17 protein-coding genes are annotated in these 17257 nt (G+C 69.5%); 8 read left to right on the top strand and 9 right to left on the bottom strand.

Annotated elements, in window-relative coordinates; translation table 11 throughout:
- Nucleotides 1–15 precede the first annotated feature (15 nt).
- On the bottom strand, nt 16–1293 hold the full coding sequence (locus Q0599_RS23075; protein WP_298834928.1) for a Glu/Leu/Phe/Val dehydrogenase: 1278 nt from the start codon (nt 1291–1293) through the stop codon (nt 16–18).
- A 232-nt stretch (nt 1294–1525) separates the two neighbouring features.
- On the opposite strand from Q0599_RS23075, the gene Q0599_RS23070 reads away from it, so the two are divergent.
- The gene (locus Q0599_RS23070) at nt 1526–2029 is read left to right on the top strand and encodes a hypothetical protein (protein WP_298834926.1); all 504 of its coding nucleotides are present in this window, start codon (nt 1526–1528) and stop codon (nt 2027–2029) included.
- A gap of 17 nt (nt 2030–2046) precedes the next feature.
- On the opposite strand, the gene proC is transcribed toward Q0599_RS23070, so the two are convergent.
- Genes proC through Q0599_RS23055 form a run of 3 tightly spaced genes read right to left on the bottom strand, consistent with a single transcriptional unit; the run spans nt 2047 to nt 6329 of the window.
- On the bottom strand, nt 2047–2859 hold the full coding sequence (proC, locus tag Q0599_RS23065; protein ID WP_298834924.1) for a pyrroline-5-carboxylate reductase: 813 nt from the start codon (nt 2857–2859) through the stop codon (nt 2047–2049).
- Between the two features lie 10 nt (nt 2860–2869).
- Nucleotides 2870–3283 (bottom strand): hypothetical protein, encoded by a 414-nt coding sequence (locus tag Q0599_RS23060; RefSeq protein WP_298834922.1) that lies wholly within the window; start codon nt 3281–3283, stop codon nt 2870–2872.
- Nucleotides 3284–3338: 55 nt separating this feature from the next.
- Nucleotides 3339–6329: an L-glutamate gamma-semialdehyde dehydrogenase gene (locus Q0599_RS23055; protein WP_298834920.1), complete on the bottom strand. Its 2991-nt coding sequence runs from the start codon at nt 6327–6329 to the stop codon at nt 3339–3341.
- A gap of 113 nt (nt 6330–6442) precedes the next feature.
- On the opposite strand from Q0599_RS23055, the gene Q0599_RS23050 reads away from it, so the two are divergent.
- On the top strand, nt 6443–6928 hold the full coding sequence (locus Q0599_RS23050; protein WP_298834918.1) for an Lrp/AsnC ligand binding domain-containing protein: 486 nt from the start codon (nt 6443–6445) through the stop codon (nt 6926–6928).
- A 6-nt stretch (nt 6929–6934) separates the two neighbouring features.
- Here Q0599_RS23050 and Q0599_RS23045 read toward each other — a convergent pair whose 3' ends face one another.
- Nucleotides 6935–7633: a YggS family pyridoxal phosphate-dependent enzyme gene (locus tag Q0599_RS23045; protein WP_298834916.1), complete on the bottom strand. Its 699-nt coding sequence runs from the start codon at nt 7631–7633 to the stop codon at nt 6935–6937.
- Nucleotides 7634–7703: 70 nt separating this feature from the next.
- On the opposite strand from Q0599_RS23045, the gene Q0599_RS23040 reads away from it, so the two are divergent.
- The 3 genes from Q0599_RS23040 (at nt 7704) to Q0599_RS23030 (ending at nt 10859) form a co-directional block, all read left to right on the top strand.
- The gene (locus Q0599_RS23040) at nt 7704–8747 is read left to right on the top strand and encodes a type IV pilus twitching motility protein PilT (RefSeq protein WP_298834913.1); all 1044 of its coding nucleotides are present in this window, start codon (nt 7704–7706) and stop codon (nt 8745–8747) included.
- 20 nt (nt 8748–8767) lie between these two features.
- Nucleotides 8768–9904 (top strand): PilT/PilU family type 4a pilus ATPase, encoded by a 1137-nt coding sequence (locus Q0599_RS23035; protein ID WP_298834911.1) that lies wholly within the window; start codon nt 8768–8770, stop codon nt 9902–9904.
- Nucleotides 9905–9965: 61 nt separating this feature from the next.
- Nucleotides 9966–10859: an NAD(P)-dependent oxidoreductase gene (locus tag Q0599_RS23030; RefSeq protein WP_298834910.1), complete on the top strand. Its 894-nt coding sequence runs from the start codon at nt 9966–9968 to the stop codon at nt 10857–10859.
- Between the two features lie 21 nt (nt 10860–10880).
- Here Q0599_RS23030 and Q0599_RS23025 read toward each other — a convergent pair whose 3' ends face one another.
- From Q0599_RS23025 to Q0599_RS23015, 3 genes are read right to left on the bottom strand one after another with little or no spacing between them, the layout of a single operon-like run.
- Nucleotides 10881–11516: a BON domain-containing protein gene (locus Q0599_RS23025; RefSeq protein ID WP_298834908.1), complete on the bottom strand. Its 636-nt coding sequence runs from the start codon at nt 11514–11516 to the stop codon at nt 10881–10883.
- Nucleotides 11513–12109 (bottom strand): phosphoheptose isomerase, encoded by a 597-nt coding sequence (locus Q0599_RS23020; protein WP_298834906.1) that lies wholly within the window; start codon nt 12107–12109, stop codon nt 11513–11515. Before Q0599_RS23020 ends, Q0599_RS23025 begins: the two co-directional genes overlap by 4 nt.
- Nucleotides 12110–12169: 60 nt before the next feature.
- Nucleotides 12170–12553: a YraN family protein gene (locus Q0599_RS23015; RefSeq protein WP_298834904.1), complete on the bottom strand. Its 384-nt coding sequence runs from the start codon at nt 12551–12553 to the stop codon at nt 12170–12172.
- Between Q0599_RS23015 and rsmI the strand changes: the two genes are divergently transcribed.
- The 3 genes from rsmI to Q0599_RS23000 all read left to right on the top strand — a co-directional run bounded on the left by rsmI (nt 12543) and on the right by Q0599_RS23000 (nt 16372).
- A complete protein-coding gene (rsmI, locus tag Q0599_RS23010) occupies nt 12543–13463 on the top strand; it encodes a 16S rRNA (cytidine(1402)-2'-O)-methyltransferase (RefSeq protein ID WP_298834902.1) in 921 nt (306 codons plus the stop codon). The genes Q0599_RS23015 and rsmI overlap by 11 nt on opposite strands.
- 89 nt (nt 13464–13552) lie before the next feature.
- Nucleotides 13553–15028 carry a metalloprotease TldD gene (gene tldD, locus Q0599_RS23005; protein WP_298834900.1) on the top strand — a complete coding sequence of 492 codons (1476 nt, stop codon included), beginning with the start codon at nt 13553–13555 and terminating at the stop codon, nt 15026–15028.
- A 231-nt stretch (nt 15029–15259) separates the two neighbouring features.
- Entirely contained in the window at nt 15260–16372 is a 1113-nt protein-coding gene (locus Q0599_RS23000; RefSeq protein WP_298834898.1) for a 3-deoxy-7-phosphoheptulonate synthase, read from the top strand.
- A gap of 9 nt (nt 16373–16381) precedes the next feature.
- On the opposite strand, the gene Q0599_RS22995 is transcribed toward Q0599_RS23000, so the two are convergent.
- Nucleotides 16382–17257, bottom strand: a complete 876-nt coding sequence (locus Q0599_RS22995; protein ID WP_298834896.1) for an SMP-30/gluconolactonase/LRE family protein — start codon at nt 17255–17257, stop codon at nt 16382–16384.

Here is a 17257-nt window from a genome sequence, read left to right as displayed (position 1 = left end):
AGCCGACGGAAGGACTCAGGGATAGAGCCCGCGCTCTTCGCGCGCCGTCAGGATGCGCTCGCAGGCCACCGCGAAGGTGGCGGTGCGCAGCGTGATCTTGTGCCTGTCGGCGGTGTCCCAGATGCGCTTGAGCGCGCCGACCATGATCTTGTCCAGGCGCAGGTTGATCTCGTCCTCGGTCCAGAAGAACGAGCTGAAGTCCTGCACCCATTCGAAGTAGCTGACCGTCACGCCGCCGGCGTTGCAGATCACGTCGGGCACGACGAGGATGCCGCGCTCGGCGAGGATGTCGTCGGCCTCCGGCAGCGTCGGGCCGTTGGCGCCTTCGAGCACCAGCTTGGCGGTGGTGCGCGTGGCACGCTCGGGCGTGATCTGGCCCTCCAGCGCGGCGGGCACGAGGATGTCGCACTTCACGTCCCAGAACGACTCGTTGTCGATGCGGTCCGCGCCCTTGAAGTCGCCCACGCCACCGTACTGCTTGAGCGTGGGCATCAGTTCGGCCATGTCGATGCCGCGGTCGTTGAAGATGGTGCCGCTGTGGTCCTGGATGGCGACGATCTTCGCGCCGGCCTGTGCGAACAGTTCGGCCGCCGCCGAGCCCACGTTGCCGAAGCCCTGCACCACGACACGTGCACCGTCCAGTTCCAGCCCGAGACGTCGCGCCGCCTCGCGGCCAGTGACGAACACGCCGCGGCCGGTGGCCTTGACGCGTCCCAGCGAACCCCCGAGGTGGATCGGCTTGCCGGTGACCACGCCCGTGGCGGTGGTGCCGGTGTTCATCGAGTAGGTGTCCATCATCCACGCCATGATCTGCGGGTTGGTGTTCACGTCGGGCGCCGGGATGTCCTGTTGCGGGCCGATGATGATGCCGATCTCGCTGGTGTAGCGGCGCGTCATGCGCTCGAGCTCCTTCACCGAGAGCAGCTTGGGGTCGACGCGGATGCCGCCCTTGGCACCGCCATAGGGCAGGTTGACGGCGGCGTTCTTGATGCTCATCCATGCCGCCAGCGCCATCACCTCCTCCAGCGTCACGTCCGGGTGGTAGCGCACGCCGCCCTTGCCGGGACCGCGCGACAGGTTGTGCTGCACGCGGAAGCCCTCGAAGTGCGCCACGTTGCCGTCGTCCAGCTCGATCGGCACGTCGACGATCAGCGCCCGCTTCGGGCGCTTGAGCGTCTCGACCCAGCGCGCCAGGTGGCCGAGGTAGGGAACGACGCGGTCGACCTGGGACAGGTAGGTCTGCCAGGCGCCGTGGGCGTGGTGGGTGACGTAGGACAGGCTGCTCTCGCTCATGCTCGATGTCTCCAAGGTTCTGCATGCTCACGCCGGCCGCGCTCGTGGGGTGACCGGCTGCATGCGCCGAGACTGTAGGCGCGACCGCCCCGAGTTTTTCACCGTTCGTCATGCCGGGTTTGCATGGCTCACGCCGAGGCGGGCATGAAAGAGCGCGGAATGAGTGACGCCAGGCTGCCGAACACGATGCACGCGGCGGCCCGCCGCGCCCATCCCACATCGGGAGACCCGCATGAAGAAGATCGCCCTTGTCGCCCTCGCTGCGCTCGCCGCCGGCACCGTTCAGGCCTCGGACCCTCTCGTGCAGTTCAGCGGCGCGATCGGTGTCGACCCGGTGGCCGGCTTCGTGACCGACCCCATCACCAAACAGAAGGAACCGGTGGAAAACGCCGTGCTCGGCGTGCCGCCGGGCGGCCGCGGCTGGATCCTGCGCAAGCTGCGCGCGGAGATCGATCCCGACGGCAGCATCTCGGCCAAGGGCAGCGGCCTGCCGTTCACGGGCAGCAACGCGATCGGCACGCGCGGCAGCGTGGGGCAGGTGTTCGCCACCTTGTTCTGCAGCGGTGTCGCGCACCACTCGCCGATCGTCGATCTCGACCTGGCCGGCAACCTCGTCATCAAGGGCAAGCTCGGTGCGACGCCGCCCAGCCCCTGCCTGAGCCCGGTGCTGCTGATCCGCGGTACCGCCGGCTTGCAACCCTGGTTCGCGGCAGGGATTCCGGGCGCCGAGGACTGAGTCGCGACAGCGCGTCGTCAGCCGAACTCGTCGCCGAGCTCGCGGGCGCGCTGCTGCGCCGCCTTCAGCGCCGTCACGAACGCCGCCTTCACGCCGCTGGCCTCCAGCGAGGTGAGCGCGGCGTGCGTGGTGCCGCCCTTGGAGGTGACGCGCTCGCGCAGCACGTCCGGCGGTTCGTCGGCCGCCTGCGCCAGCGCGGTGGCGCCGGCGAAGGTGGCCAGCGCAAGCTGCTTGCCCTGCTCGGCGGACAGGCCCATCTCCTGTGCCGCCTGCATCATCGCCTCGACGAAGTAGAAGACGTAGGCGGGGCCCGAGCCCGACAGGGCGGTCACGGCGTCGAGGTCTTCCTCGCGTGCCACCCACAGCGTGCGGCCGGTGGGCGCGAGCAGCGCCTGCGCGGTCTGCCGCTCCTCGGCGCTCACCGCCTCGCGCGCATAGAGGCCGGCGATGCCCTGACCGATCAGCGCCGGCGTGTTGGGCATGCTGCGCACCACGCGCTCGCTGCCGGTCGCGCGCACGATCGCATCGCTGCGGATGCCGGCCATCACGCTGAGCTGCAGCGCAGTTCGCACGTGGGCCGCGCAAGGCGCGGCGGCCTGCTGGAACAGCTGCGGTTTCACCGCCCACACCACCACGCCCGCCGCCGCCAGCGCCGGATCGGCCGCCGCGAAGGTGCGCACGCCGTGCTCGGCGACCAGCTTGGCGCGCTGCGCCTCGCCCGGGTCGACGACAAGGATGGACTCACCGCTGCGGCCGCCGGCGCGCAGCCCACCGATGATGGCCGCGGCCATGTTGCCGCCGCCGATGAAGGCCAGCGTGTCGTGGCTCATGCGAGGATCCTCATTGCGCGGCCGACGCCGCCGGTTGCGTGGGCAGCGAGACGCCGGGGCCGAGCGGAATGTCCGGCGTCTCGACGATCCTGTTGACGAAATAGCGCGTGTCGCCGAAGCAGCTGGTCGGCAGGCCGACCTTCTCCTCGTAGTGCAGGCTGACGCGCTTGCCCATCGCGGCGCTGATCTTGGCCGCCACCGCATCGTCGTGGACCGTGAAGTAGAACTTCTCCACCGTGCTGCCGGGCAGCGACACCAGTGCCAGCTCGCCTTCCCAGGTCTTGCACAGCCAGCCCTTGTGCGAGAACTTCTGCACCCAGCCGGCGCGCTCGCCGCTGGAGTAGCTCCAGTTCAACGCGAAGGCGAACCAGCCGGTGATCAGCGCGACGAGCGCGACGACGGCGATGACGATGTTCTTGATCATGGGGGCGTGAGGGTGCCGCAGCGACGGGCGCAATCCTCGCACAACGCTGCGCGCCTCAATGCGCCAGGCCGGCCAGCAGCTCGGCGTTGCCGCCCGCCGCCGCGGTGTTGACGGTCAGCGTCTGCTCGGCGCAGAAGCGGTAGAGGTAGTGCGGCCCGCCGGCCTTCGGCCCGGTGCCCGACAGCCCTTCGCCGCCGAAGGGTTGCACGCCGACCACGGCGCCGATCATGTTGCGATTGACGTAGACGTTGCCGACGGTCGCGGCAGCGGCGATGCGCAGCGCGCGGCTGTCGATGCGCGTCTGCACGCCCAGCGTGAGGCCGTAGCCGAGCGCGTTGACCTGCGCCACCACCGCATCGATGTCGCCGCGCCAGCGCACCACGTGCAGCACGGGGCCGAAGATCTCCTGCTTCACGTCGGCGATGGCGGCGAGCTCGAAGGCCGCCGGTGCGATCAGGCGCGGGAAGGTCGAGCTCACGGGCGTCTGGCCGATCGACGTCGCCTCGCGCTGCAGCCGCTCGAGGTGAGCGCTGATGCCGGCATGGGCCTCGGCGTCGATCACCGGGCCGACGTCGGTGGCGAGCAGCGCCGGGTCCCCGACGACGAGTTCGGCCATCGCGCCGCGGATCATCTCGATCACCGCGTCGGCGATGCCCTCGTGCACGACGAGCAGGCGCAGCGCCGAGCAGCGCTGCCCGGCGGAGCGGAAGGCGCTCTGCACCACGGCGTCGACCACCTGCTCGGGCAGCGCGGTGCTGTCGACGATCATCGCGTTGATGCCGCCGGTTTCTGCGATCAGCGGCACGATGGGGCCGTCCTTGGCGGCCAGCGCGCGGTTGATGAGCTTGGCCACGGCGGTGGAACCGGTGAAACACACGCCGGCGGTGCGCGCGTCGGCAACGAGGGCCGAGCCGACGGTCTCGCCGGCGCCGTGCAGCAGCATCAGCGCGTCGTCGCTCACGCCGGCCTCGTGCAGCAGCTCGACCAGGCGCTGCGCCACGAACGGTGTCTGCTCGGCCGGCTTGGCGGCGACGCTGTTGCCGGCCACCAGCGCGGCGGCGACCTGGCCCGCGAAGATGGCCAGCGGGAAGTTCCACGGGCTGATGCAGACGAACACGCCGCGGCCGTGCAGGCGCAGTTCGTTGTGCTCGCCGGTCGGGCCGGGCAGCGTCTGCACCGCCAGGCGGACCTCGGCCTGGTCGGCGTAGTAGCGCAGGAAGTCGACCGCCTCGCGCACCTCGGCCACGCAGTCGCCGAGCGTCTTGTGTGCTTCCTTCACCAGCAGGCCGCAGAACTCGGCCAGCCGCGCGTCGAGTGCAGCGGCGGCGCGGCGCAGCGTCGCCGCGCGCGCGGCCAGCGGCACCGCGTTCCAGCGCGGAAAGGCTGCGTGCAGGCGCTGCATCGCCGCGTCGATGTCCGCCGGCGTCGCCTCGCGCACCGGCTGCGGGCGCGCGGCCGCCACCGCCTGCAGCAGCGGCTCGCGCTGCGCCAGGCAGGCGAGGTCGGCGCCGGTGGAGTTCGCTCGCGTGCCGTACAGCGCCGCCGGCATGACGAGGCCGGGCTCCGTCGCCGGCTGCAGCGGCGAGGCGAGCAGGGCATCGACGTCGACCTGCGGGTCGGCGAGCTGGTGCACGAAGGAGGAGTTCGCGCCGTTCTCCAGCAGCCGGCGGACCAGGTAGGCGAGCAGGTCGCGGTGCTCGCCCACCGGCGCATAGACACGCACCGGCACGTCGGAGCCGGCCATCACCTCGCGGTAGACCGCCTCGCCCATGCCGTGCAGGCGCTGCATCTCGAACTTCGCCTCGCCCGCCGCGGCCATCTGCAGGATCGCCGCGATCGTGCCGGCGTTGTGCGTGGCGAACTGCGGGTAGATCACGTCGGCATGGCCGAGTAGCGCTCTCGCGCAGGCGAGGTAGGAGATGTCGGTGTGGTGCTTGTGGGTGAACACCGGGTAGCCCGCCAGGCCCAACTCCTGCGCGCGCTTGACCTCGCCGTCCCAGTAGGCGCCCTTGACGAGTCGCACCATGAAGCGCAGGCCGTGCTGGCGGGCGATGCGCGCGACCTCGTCGACCACGCCGAGCGAGCGCGTCTGGTACGCCTGCACCGCCAGGCCGAAGCCGCGCCACCGCGGGAACGCCTGCGCGATGCGCGCGGCCAGCGCCTCGAAGACGTCGAGCGAGAGCTCGAGACGATCGCTCTCCTCGGCGTCGATGGTGAGGTTCATGTCGGCACCTGCCGCGGCCTCGACGAGTTGCCACACGCGCGGCAGGAGTTCGGCGAACACGCGTTCTCGCTGCGCCACCTCGTAGCGCGAAAACAGCGCGCTGAGCTTGATGGAGATGCCGTCTGCGGCCTCGGGGCCGGCGCTGCGGCCGGACTCCGCGATGCGCGCGATCGCCTTCGCATAGGCCGCGAGATAGCGTTGGGCATCGGCTTCGCTGCGCGCGCCCTCGCCGAGCATGTCGTAGCTGAAGCGCAGCAGCGGGTGGGCGCGGCGCTGGTGATCGGCTTCGCCCATCGCCTCGCCGATGTGCCGTCCGAGCACGAACTGGCGGCCGAGCAGCTGGATGGCGCGCACGGTGGCGGCCACTACCGTCTGCGCGCCCAGCCGCCTGAGCAGCCCCGATTCGCCCTCGGCATCCGGCAGGAAGCGCTTGGACATCGCGATCGCACTGGCCGACAGGCTGGCGAGCATGCGGTGCGGGCCCTCGCCGGCGTGGGCGTGGGCGTCGAACTCGGCCTTGCCGAGCTGGTCGGCGGTCAGCGCGATGGCGGTCTCGGCATCGGGCACGCGCAGCAGCGCCTCGGCCAGCCGCATCAGCGCAAGGCCCTCGGCGCTCGAGATCGGGTACTCGCGCAGCAGCGATTCCATCGCCCAGAACGGTGCCGGCGACTCGCGCACCGCGCTCACCCAGGGCCGGGCGCGCTGCATCGCGCGCGGCCAGTCGAGCTGGCCGGCGAGGCTGGCAAGCGCCGCGTCGAGCACCTGGCGCTCGGGGCGATAGGGGTCGGGCAGGCGGGTGCACTCGGGCAGGGCAACGAACATGGCGAGTCTCCGGAATGGCGGCAGGCGTCGAATATGTTGCTAGGTTAGCGAGACATTGCTAGGATTAATCGCCAAACAGGCCATCGTTCACCGAACGAACTTCGGCCCGCGCCATGCCCACCGACGACGACGCCCGCCCCCATTCGCTCGACAAGATCGACATCCGCATCCTGCGCGTGCTGCAGAAGGACGGTCGCATCTCCAACCTCAAGCTAGCCGAGGAAGTGCACCTGTCGCCCACTGCGGTGCTCGAGCGCGTCAAGCGTCTGACGCGCGACGGTTTCATCCTTGGCTACGAGGCGCGCCTGAATCCCGACAAGCTCGGTGCGGGCATGCTGGTCTTCATCGAGGTCGTGCTGGACCGCACGACGCACGATGCGATGAACGCGTTCAAGGCGGCGGTGCAGGTGCGCGCCGAGATCCAGGAGTGCCACCTGGTGGCCGGCGGCTTCGACTATCTGATCAAGACGCGCGTGGCCAACATGCAGGCCTACCGCGAGCTGGTGGGCTCGGTGATCTGGGCGCTGCCGGGCGTGCGCGAGACGCGCACCTATGCGGTGATGGAAGAGGTGAAGAACACCGCGCTGCTGCCGATCTAGGCGGCATCAAGCAGACCGCGCTCGCGCGCCGAAGATCGCGCTGCCCACGCGCACCATCGTCGCGCCTTCCAGGATCGCGGCCTCGAGGTCGGCGCTCATGCCCATCGACAGCGTGTCCAGCGCCAGTCCGGCGGCGTTCAGCTGATCGAGCAATCGGTGCAGGGCGCGGTGCGGCACGCGCTGTGCCTCGAGCTCGCCGGCGGGTTCGGGAATCGCCATCAGGCCGCGCAGGTGCAGGTGCGGCAGCGCGGCCACCGCCTGGGCCACCGCCAGCACGTCGTCCGGCGCGAGTCCGCTCTTGCTCGCCTCGCCGCTGATGTTGACCTGCAGGCACACCTGCAAGGGCGGCAGCTGTGCCGGCCGATGCTGCGACAGCCGCTGCGCGATCTTCAGCCTGTCGACCGAATGCACCCAATCGAACCGCTCGGCGACGACACGCGTCTTGTTGCTCTGCAGCGGCCCGATGAGGTGCCACTCGATCGATCCGCGCAGGTCGGACAACGCGTCGATCTTGTCGATGGCCTCCTGCACGTAGTTCTCGCCGAAGCAGCGCTCGCCGGCGGCATGCGCAGCACGCACCGCCTCGGGGCCGAACGTCTTGCTCACGCACAGCAGCGTGACGCTTTGCACGGGGCGCTTGGCGCTGTCGCAGGCCTTCGCAATGCGAGCGCGCACTTGTTGTATGTTGCCGAGGGTCGTCGCCATAATGCATCGAGAGTATCCACGCGATGGCGACCGCCTCGCCGCCTCCGCGACTCGAACATCCCGTTACCTCATGGACATCACTCAACTGCTGGCGTTCTCGGTCAAGAACAAGGCTTCCGACCTTCACCTGTCTGCCGGCCTGCCTCCGATGATCCGGGTGCACGGTGATGTACGGCGCATCAATGTCGACCCACTCGAGCACAAGCAAGTGCACGACATGGTGTACGACATCATGAACGACTCGCAGCGCAAGGCCTACGAGGAGACGCTGGAGTGCGACTTCTCGTTCGAGATCCAGGGTCTGGCGCGCTTCCGCGTCAACGCCTTCAACCAGAACCGCGGCGCGGGCGCGGTGTTCCGCACGATCCCGTCGAAGATCCTCACGCTCGAGCAGCTCAACGCACCGAAGGTCTTCGCCGAGCTGTCGCTGAAGCCGCGCGGCCTGGTGCTGGTCACCGGCCCCACCGGCTCCGGCAAGTCGACCACGCTGGCGGCGATGGTCAACCACCTCAACGAGAACGAGTTCGGCCACGTGCTGACGGTGGAGGATCCGATCGAGTTCGTGCACGAGTCGAAGAAGTGCCTGGTCAACCAGCGCGAGGTCGGCCCGCATACCTTGAGCTTCGCCAACGCGCTGCGCTCGGCGCTGCGCGAGGACCCGGACGCCATCCTGGTGGGCGAAATGCGCGACCTGGAGACCATCCGCCTGGCGCTCACCGCCGCGGAGACCGGCCACCTGGTGTTCGGCACGCTGCACACCTCGAGCGCCGCCAAGACGGTCGACCGCGTGGTCGACGTGTTCCCGGCGGCCGAGAAGGAGATGGTGCGCGCGATGCTGTCGGAGTCGCTGATCGGCGTGATCTCGCAGACGCTGTGCAAGATCAAGGACGGCAGCGGCCGCGTGGCGGCGCACGAGATCATGCTGGGCACTGCGGCCATCCGGAACCTGATCCGCGAGAACAAGATCGCGCAGATGTATTCGTCGATCCAGACCGGCAACAGCCTGGGCATGCAGACGCTGGACCAGAACCTTGCCGACATGGTGCGACGCAACGTGATCTCGCCGGCGGAAGCCCGCGCGAAAGCCAAGTTTCCCGAGAACTTCCCTGGCTGAGCCGGAAAGAGGACTGAATCATGGAACGCGACCAGGCATCGAAGTTCGTCAACGACTTGCTGCGGCTGATGGTCAGCCGCAACGGCTCGGACCTCTTCCTCACCGCCGACTTCCCGCCGGCGATCAAGGTCGACGGAAAGGTCACCAAGGTGTCGCCGCAGCCGCTGACCGGCGCGCACACGCTGGCGCTGACACGATCGGTGATGAACGACAAGCAGGCCGCCGAGTTCGAGCGCACCAAGGAGTGCAACTTCGCGATCTCGCCGCAGGGCATCGGCCGCTTCCGCGTCAACGCCTTCGTGCAGCAGGGCAACGTCGGGCTGGTGATGCGCACGATTCCGCAGACGCTGCCGACCATCGACAGCCTGAACCTTCCGCAGGTGCTGAAGGACGTGGCGATGACCAAGCGCGGCCTGGTCATCTTCGTCGGCGCCACCGGCTCGGGCAAGAGCACCTCGCTGGCGGCGATGGTCGATTTCCGCAACGAGAACTCGTTCGGCCACATCATCACCATCGAGGACCCGGTCGAGTTCGTGCACCCGCACAAGAACTGCATCGTCACGCAGCGCGAGGTCGGCATCGACACCGAAGGCTGGGAGGCGGCGCTGAAGAACACGCTGCGCCAGGCGCCCGACGTGATCCTGATGGGCGAGATCCGCGACCGCGAGACGATGGAGCACGCCGTGGCCTTCGCCGAGACCGGTCACCTGTGCATGGCCACGCTGCACGCCAACAGCGCCAACCAGGCGCTGGACCGCATCATCAACTTCTTCCCGGAAGAGCGGCGCGCGCAGCTGCTGATGGACTTGTCGCTCAACCTCAAGGGCCTGGTGTCGCAGCGCCTGCTGCCGCGCCAGGAAGGCAAGGGCCGCATCGCCGCCGTCGAGATCCTGCTGAACACGCCGCTGATCGCGGACTTGATCTTCAAGGGCGAGGTTGCCGACATCAAGGACCTGATGAAGCGCTCGCGCGAACTCGGCATGCAGACCTTCGACCAGGCGCTGTTCGACCTCTACGAGAGCAATCTCGTCACCTACGAAGACATCCTGCGCAATGCCGATTCGGTCAATGACCTGCGCCTGCAGGTCAAGCTGCACAGCCAGCGCGCGCGCAGCGCCGACCTGTCCGCCGGCACCGAGCACCTGACGATCGTGTAATCTGGCGCTCCACTGAATCAACACGGCCTCTGACGAGGCCGTGATCCTTTTCGGAGCCACGATGAGCACGAAGACCTACGACCCGATCCCGCCGCGCGACGTGGCCTTCCTCGGACTCGGCGTGATGGGCCACCCGATGGCCGGCCACCTGGCCCGCGCCGGCCACCGCACCACCGTCTACAACCGCACCGCCGCCAAGGCCGCGGCCTGGGCCGCCGAGTACGGCGGCGGGCACGCCGCCACGCCGCGCGAAGCTGCCCAGGGTGCCGACATCGTGTTCGCCTGCGTCGGCAACGACGACGACCTGCGCTCGGTGACGCTGGGCGAGCAGGGCGCCTTCGCCGGCATGGAACGCGGCGCGATCTTCGTCGACCACACCACGGCGTCTGCCGAGGTGGCGCGGGAGCTGGGCGCCGAGGCCGACAAGCGCGGCCTAAAGTTCATCGACGCACCGGTCTCCGGCGGCAACCTCGGCGCCATCAACGGCGCGCTGACGGTGATGTGCGGCGGCGACGCGCAGGCCTTCGAGACCATCCAGCCGGTGGCGATGGCCTTCTCCAAGGCCGTCACCCTGCTGGGGCCGAACGGCGCCGGGCAGCTCGCCAAGATGGTCAACCAGATCGCCATCGCCGGATTGCTGCAAGGACTGTCGGAGGCGATCGCCTTCGGCGAGAAGGCCGGCCTGGACATGAAGGCCGTGCTCGGCGTGATCGGCAAGGGCGCGGCACAGAGCTGGCAGATGGACAACCGCGGCCCCACGATGATCGAGAACCGCTTCGACTTCGGCTTCGCCATCGACTGGATGCGCAAGGACCTCGGCCTGGTGCTCGACGAGGCGCGCCGCAACGGCGCCCGCCTGCCCGTCACCGCGCTGGTCGACCAGTTCTATGCCGACCTGCAGGCGCAGGGCGCGAACCGGCTCGACACCTCGAGCCTCATCAAGCGCCTGCGCTGAGCTTGCCCGCCCGGAGGCGGGTCACTGCTTCTGGGCCTGCTTCGGCTGAAGCTCGGCGAGTTCGGCCTCGGTGATCACCTCGAACACGCGCACCACCTTCTGCACGCCGCTGACGCCGCGCGCGATGTCGGAGGCGCGGTTCGCCTCCCGCTCAGTGACGCGGCCCATCAGATAGACGATGCCGCGCTCGGTGGTCACCTTGATCGCGTTGGTGAACACGTCCTTCGCGTCGATGTAGCTCGCCTTGACCTTGCTGGTCAGGATGGCGTCCTGCGAGCGGCTGGCCAGCGACGACGAGCCCATCACCGCCACCTCGTTGACCACGCTGCGCACGCCCTCGACCTTCGCAACGGCCTGCTCGATCGCGACCTTGTCGGTGTCGGCCGCCGCCTCGCCGGTGAGCAGCACCGTGCGGTTGTAACTGGTGACGTTGACATGGCCGCGCTCGCCCACCGCCTCGCGGATGCGCGTGCGGGCCTTCAGCTCGATGGCCTGGTCCTCGAGCTGGGTGCCGGAGGTGCGGCGGTCGGTGACCAGCATCGAGGTGCCGACCACGGCGCCGCCCACGAGCAACGGCGCACAGGCCGAAGTCAGCGCGGCGGCCGCGAGCGTGCCAAGCAGCACGGCGGTGCGAGAGAGCGTGGTGCGTCGTGTCATGTGTTCTCCTGTTCTCCGAGCAACTGCAGGTCGACCGCGTCGCACAGGCAGTGCAGCACGAGGATGTGCACTTCCTGGATGCGGGCGGTGCGTTCGTGCGGCACGCAGATGTGCACATCGGTCTCACCGAGGCGCTCGCGCAGCTTGCCGCCGCCGCGACCGGTCAGCGCGATGACCGTCATGTCCTTCGCCCTGGCCGCCTCGACCGCCGCCAGCACGTTGGCCGAGTTGCCGCTGGTGCTGATGGCCAGCAGCACGTCGCCCGGCGCGCCGAGCGCCTGCACCTGCTTGGAGAAGACCGAATTGAAGTCATAGTCGTTGCCGATCGCCGTGAGGATCGACGTGTCGGTGGTCAGCGCAATGGCCGCGAGGCCAGGGCGCTCGCGCTCGAAGCGCCCGACGAACTCGGCGGCGAAATGCTGCGCGTCGCTCGCCGAACCACCATTGCCGCAGGCCAGCACCTTGCCACCGGCCGTGATGCAGCCCACCACGGCCCCCACCGCGTCGGCTATGGGTTTCGAGAGGATCTCCGCGGCCGCGTACTTCAGGTCCGCGCTGTCAAAGAACTGCTGCTGGATGCGTTGTTCGAGCATGGTGGCGGATGATAAGACACACCCCTATTGACAAGGTTCCGCGCAGCACGTGACCTGCTGTCACAGAGCGTCGAAGGCGCCGCGCAGCCACTGCACCTGGCCACCATCAATCGCCACCACGTCGAAGCGGCAGGGGGGCGGGCTGGCCCAGCGCATCAGGTAGTGACGTGCGGCCAGCACGATGCGGCGCTGTTTGGCCGTGCCGACAGTCGCTGCCGCGCCGCCGTGCGCGGCGCTGCGCCGGGCGCGCACCTCGGCGAACACCAGCGTGCCGTCGCGCTCGCGCAGGATCAGGTCGACCTCGCCGCCGCGTGCGTGCGGCCCGCGCGCCACCCGATAATTGCGCTCCACCAGTTCCAGGCCGGCGCGTCGCAGGTGCGCGAGCGCGAGGTCCTCGCCCGCGTCACCGATTGCCTTCGTCGTCCGCCGTCCCTTGAACACCATCGACGCCCCGCTGTTGCGGCAAGCCGCCGCCGCGGCGGCCGGAGGCCAGAACTTTCCGACCGGCGCACTGTACGTCGTGGCCACGCCCATCGGCAACCTCGCCGACCTGAGCCTGCGCGCGATCCACGTGCTCGGCCTGGTCGACGCGATCGCCTGCGAGGACACGCGGCACAGCGCACCGCTGCTGCGCGCGCTGGGCATCGAAGGCAAGGCGCTGCTCGCGGTGCACGAGCACAACGAGCGCGAGGCCGCCGCCGCGGTGATCGAGCGCCTGGCACGCGGCGAGCGCGTGGCCTTCGTCAGCGACGCGGGCACGCCGGCCGTCAGCGACCCGGGTGCCATGCTGGTGGCGGCGGTCGGCGCGGCGGGACATCGCTGCATTCCCGTGCCCGGCGCGAGTGCCGCCGCCGCGGCGCTGAGCGTGGCTGGAGACGTCGGCGGCAGCGGCTTCGTGTTTCGCGGCTTCCTAAGCGCGAAGGGTGGTGAGCGCGCGCAGGCGCTGCAACGCATTGCTGCGGATGCGCAGACTGCCATCCTGTTCGAGGCGCCGCACCGCATGCAGTCTCTGGCACGCGATCTGGCCGCGGCCTGCGGGGCGCGCCGGGTGACGGTGTGTCGCGAGCTCACCAAGCAGTTCGAATCGGTGCACACGCTGGCTGCCGGTGCGTTGCCGGCCTGGCTGGCCGAGGATGCGAACCGGCTGCGCGGCGAGTTCGTGCTGGTGCTGCACGCCGCGCCGCGCCGCCAGGACGATGACGCCGCCGCGGCGCACGACCGCGTGCTCGACACGCTGCTTGCCGCCTTGCCGCTCAAGCAGGCGGTGGCGCTGGCGGTGGAGCTCACCGGGGCGCCGCGCAACGGGCTCTACGAGCGAGCCCTCGCGCGCAAACGCGACAGCGAAGGCGGCTGAACAGCGGCCCGCCCGGTGCGTAACCCCTCGTCGGGCAGGGCGAGGCCACACCGATCCTAGAATGGGCCGCACCTGCCGAGGACGCCGCCATGATCTCCCGCGAACCCACGATCGAACGCCTGGCCATCGCACGCTCGCTGCTGCTCGAGCCCTTCGGCCTGACCGAGGCGACGCTCGCCAAGGCCATCGCCACCATCGCCACGCACCGCATCGACGATGCCGACCTCTACTTCCAGTACACGCGCAGCGAGGGCTGGAGCCTGGAGGAGGGCATCGTCAAGAGCGGCAGCTTCGGCATCGACCAGGGCGTGGGCGTGCGCGCGGTGGCCGGCGAGAAGACCGCGTTCGCCTATTCCGACGACATCTCCGAGGCCGCGCTGCTGGACGCCGCGGCCACGGTGCGCACGATCGCCGCGGCCGGTCAGAGCCGGCGCGTGAAGGTCGACGTGCCGCAGAGGGTCGCGGCCAGCCGCATCCTCTACGCGCCGATGGACCCGATCGCCACGCTGGACAGCACGCAGAAGGTCGAATTGCTGGAGAAGGTGGAGAGACTGGCGCGCGCCAAGGATCCGCGCATCGTGCAGGTGATGGCCGGGCTGGCCGGCGAGTACGACGTGGTGCTGGTGGCACGCGCCGACGGCACGCTGGCCGCCGATGTGCGGCCGCTGGTGCGGCTGTCGGTGACGGTGATCGCCGAGCAGACTGTCGACGGCCAGGTGCGCCGCGAGGTCGGCAGCGGTGGCGGTGGCGGCCGCTTCGGCTTCGGCTACTTCCACGATGCGATGATTGAGAGTTACGTGGACAAGGCGGTGCAGGCCGCGCTGACCAACCTCGAGTCGCGCCCGGCCAAGGCCGGCGAGATGAGCGTGGTGCTCGGCCCCGGCTGGCCCGGCGTGCTGCTGCACGAGGCGGTGGGCCACGGCCTGGAGGGCGACTTCAACCGCAAGGGCTCGAGTGCCTTCTCCGGCCGTATCGGCCAGCGCGTGGCGGCCCGAGGCGTGACCGTGCTCGACGACGGCACGCTGCCCGACCGCCGCGGTTCGCTGAACATCGACGACGAGGGCCATGCCTCGCAGCGCAACGTGCTGATCGAGGACGGCATCCTCAAGGGCTACATCCAGGACTCGCTCAACGCGCGGCTGATGAAGGTCAAGCCCACCGGCAACGGCCGGCGCGAGAGCTACGCGGCGGTGCCGATGCCGCGCATGACCAACACCTACATGCTCGGCGGCGACAGGCCGCCCGAGGAGATCATCGCCGGCCTCAAGCGCGGGCTGTATGCGAGCAACTTCGGGGGCGGCCAGGTGGACATCACCAGCGGCAAGTTCGTCTTCTCGGCCAGCGAGGCTTTCTGGGTGGAGAACGGCAAGATCCAGTACCCGGTGAAGGGCGCCACCATCATCGGCAACGGTCCCGATGCGCTGACGCGCGTGAGCGCGATCGGCAACGACATGAAGCTCGACACCGGCGTGGGCGTGTGCGGCAAGGACGGCCAGAGCGTGCCGGTGGGCGTGGGCCAGCCGACGCTGAGGATCGACCGCCTGACGGTCGGGGGCACGGCGTGACCGGCGCGCCACAGCGGCTTGACGCGCTGCATCATGGCCGTGTTAGAGTCGCGGCCATGTCTTCGCGCAGCTTCTTTTTTGCGTACTTCTGGTTCTCGCACCGCCCGGCGGATGGAGAGGCAAGCGCGTAAGCGAAGACAGCGCACCGAATCCGAAACCGCCGGGCCCCCGCCCGGCGGTTTTTTTTCGGCCTGCGCTCCCCACACGACACACCACGAGGAGCCGCCCGCCATGCCCGCCAAGTCCGCCGCCGAGGGTTGGTACGCCCACACGGAGCGCACCAGCCAGACCGACGACCAACGCATCAAGGACGTGACACCCTTGCCGCCGCCCGAACATCTGATCCGCTTCTTCCCCATCGCCGGCACGCCGGTGGAGAAGCTGATCGGCCACACCCGCTCGGCGATCCGCCACATCATGCAGGGCAAGGACGACCGGCTGCTCGTCGTCATCGGCCCCTGCTCGATCCACGACCCGGCCGCGGCCCTGGAATACGCCCGCAGGCTGAAGGTGCAGCGCGACAAGTACGCCGACCGGCTGGAGATCGTCATGCGCGTCTACTTCGAGAAGCCGCGTACCACGGTCGGCTGGAAGGGACTCATCAACGACCCCTACCTGGACGAGAGCTACCGCATCGACGAGGGCCTGCGCATCGCCCGGCAACTGCTCGTCGAGATCAACCGCCTGGGGGTGCCGGCCGGCAGCGAATTCCTCGACACCATCAGCCCGCAGTACATCGGCGACCTGATCGCCTGGGGAGCGATCGGCGCGCGCACCACCGAGAGCCAGGTGCACCGCGAGCTGGCCTCGGGTCTGTCGGCGCCGATCGGCTTCAAGAACGGCACCGACGGCAACATCAAGATCGCCATCGACGCCATCCAGGCGGCGGCGCGGCCGCACCACTTCCTGTCGGTGCACAAGAATGGCCAGGTGGCGATCGTCGAGACCAAGGGCAACAAGGACTGCCACGTCATCCTGCGCGGCGGCAAGGCGCCGAACTACGACGCGGCGAGCGTGGCCGCGGCCTGCAAGGAGATCGAGGCGGCCAAGCTCGACTGCACGCTGATGGTCGACTGCAGCCACGCCAACAGCAGCAAGCAGCACGACAAGCAGGTCGACGTGGCGCGCGACATCGCGCAGCAGATGAAGGCCGGCGGCCGCTGCATCTTCGGCGTGATGGTGGAGAGCCACTTGCACGCCGGTGCACAGAAGTTCAGCCCGGGCAAGGACGATCCGGCCAAGCTCGAGTACGGCAAGAGCATCACCGACGCCTGCATCGGCTGGGACGATTCGCTGGAAGTGCTGGAGATCCTCGCCGGTGCGGTCAAGCAGCGGCGCGGCTGAGGCCCGCGCCTAGCCGGCGAACGCGCGCGCCGGCAGGCCGCGGCCTGCGCCACGCACGACGAAGAGGCTGCCGGACAGCGGTGCACACTGCAGCGCGGCCGCGTCCAGCCCGGCGCGTGCGCTGCTGATGAACAGGTCGCTGCCGTCGGCGCCGCCGAAGACAACGTCGGTGACGCGTGGCACCGGCAATTCGATGGTTCGCAGCACGCGCCCGGAATCGGCGTCTCGCTGCGTGACGCGCGCGCCGTCCCAGTGCGCGATCCACAGGTGCCCGCCGGCATCGGTGGTCATGCCATCGGGATAGCCTTCCCCCGGGCCGAAGGTCAGCCAGGGGCGGCGCGGCGACAGCGTGCCGTCCTCGCGCCAGTCGTACGCATAGACGGTCGCCCGCACGCTGTCGGTGTGAAAGACCGTGCGGCCGTCGAGCGAGAAGGTCGGGCCATTGGTGACGTGGTAGCCGGCGTCCACCTCCACCGGCACGCTGCCGGCCGTCCAGCGATAGAAGCGGCCGTCGGGCGAGGCCTCGTGGCGGTGGTTCAGCGAGCCGAACCAGAGCTGGCCTTCCGCATCGACCTTGGCATCGTTCAGGCGCATCGTGGAGTCGACGGCGTGCAGGCGGTGCAGCCATTGCATGGACACCTCGGGCTCGAGCGTCAGGGCGGCGAGGCCCGACTGGAATCCGGCGATCCAGCCTCCGCCGCGGCGCGGCAACAGCCAGCCGATGCGCTGCGGCATGGTCCAGCGGCGCTGCCGACCGGTACCCGGCGTGAAGGCCAGCACCTCGCAGCCGAGCACGTCGACGAAGTACAGCGAGGCGTCGGCCACGTTCCACACCGTGCCCTCGCCGAGCCGGCAGCGGCAGTCCCAGAGCAGTTCGGCCGGCAT

This window comes from uncultured Piscinibacter sp. (genome assembly GCF_937952055.1).
Classification (GTDB): domain Bacteria; phylum Pseudomonadota; class Gammaproteobacteria; order Burkholderiales; family Burkholderiaceae_C; genus Piscinibacter.
Note: the sequence above shows the minus strand (reverse complement) of the source record. Positions and strands in the feature narration are given on the sequence as shown.

Coding starts and splice junctions, on each gene's coding strand:
- Q0599_RS23075 (WP_298834928.1), bottom strand. CDS start 1,293: ATGAGCGAGAGCAGCCTGTCCTACGTCACCCACCACGCCCACGGCGCC.
- Q0599_RS23070 (WP_298834926.1), top strand. CDS start 1,526: ATGAAGAAGATCGCCCTTGTCGCCCTCGCTGCGCTCGCCGCCGGCACC.
- proC (WP_298834924.1), bottom strand. CDS start 2,859: ATGAGCCACGACACGCTGGCCTTCATCGGCGGCGGCAACATGGCCGCG.
- Q0599_RS23060 (WP_298834922.1), bottom strand. CDS start 3,283: ATGATCAAGAACATCGTCATCGCCGTCGTCGCGCTCGTCGCGCTGATC.
- Q0599_RS23055 (WP_298834920.1), bottom strand. CDS start 6,329: ATGTTCGTTGCCCTGCCCGAGTGCACCCGCCTGCCCGACCCCTATCGC.
- Q0599_RS23050 (WP_298834918.1), top strand. CDS start 6,443: ATGCCCACCGACGACGACGCCCGCCCCCATTCGCTCGACAAGATCGAC.
- Q0599_RS23045 (WP_298834916.1), bottom strand. CDS start 7,633: ATGGCGACGACCCTCGGCAACATACAACAAGTGCGCGCTCGCATTGCG.
- Q0599_RS23040 (WP_298834913.1), top strand. CDS start 7,704: ATGGACATCACTCAACTGCTGGCGTTCTCGGTCAAGAACAAGGCTTCC.
- Q0599_RS23035 (WP_298834911.1), top strand. CDS start 8,768: ATGGAACGCGACCAGGCATCGAAGTTCGTCAACGACTTGCTGCGGCTG.
- Q0599_RS23030 (WP_298834910.1), top strand. CDS start 9,966: ATGAGCACGAAGACCTACGACCCGATCCCGCCGCGCGACGTGGCCTTC.
- Q0599_RS23025 (WP_298834908.1), bottom strand. CDS start 11,516: ATGACACGACGCACCACGCTCTCTCGCACCGCCGTGCTGCTTGGCACG.
- Q0599_RS23020 (WP_298834906.1), bottom strand. CDS start 12,109: ATGCTCGAACAACGCATCCAGCAGCAGTTCTTTGACAGCGCGGACCTG.
- Q0599_RS23015 (WP_298834904.1), bottom strand. CDS start 12,553: ATGGTGTTCAAGGGACGGCGGACGACGAAGGCAATCGGTGACGCGGGC.
- tldD (WP_298834900.1), top strand. CDS start 13,553: ATGATCTCCCGCGAACCCACGATCGAACGCCTGGCCATCGCACGCTCG.
- Q0599_RS23000 (WP_298834898.1), top strand. CDS start 15,260: ATGCCCGCCAAGTCCGCCGCCGAGGGTTGGTACGCCCACACGGAGCGC.
- Q0599_RS22995 (WP_298834896.1), bottom strand. CDS start 17,257: ATGCCGGCCGAACTGCTCTGGGACTGCCGCTGCCGGCTCGGCGAGGGC.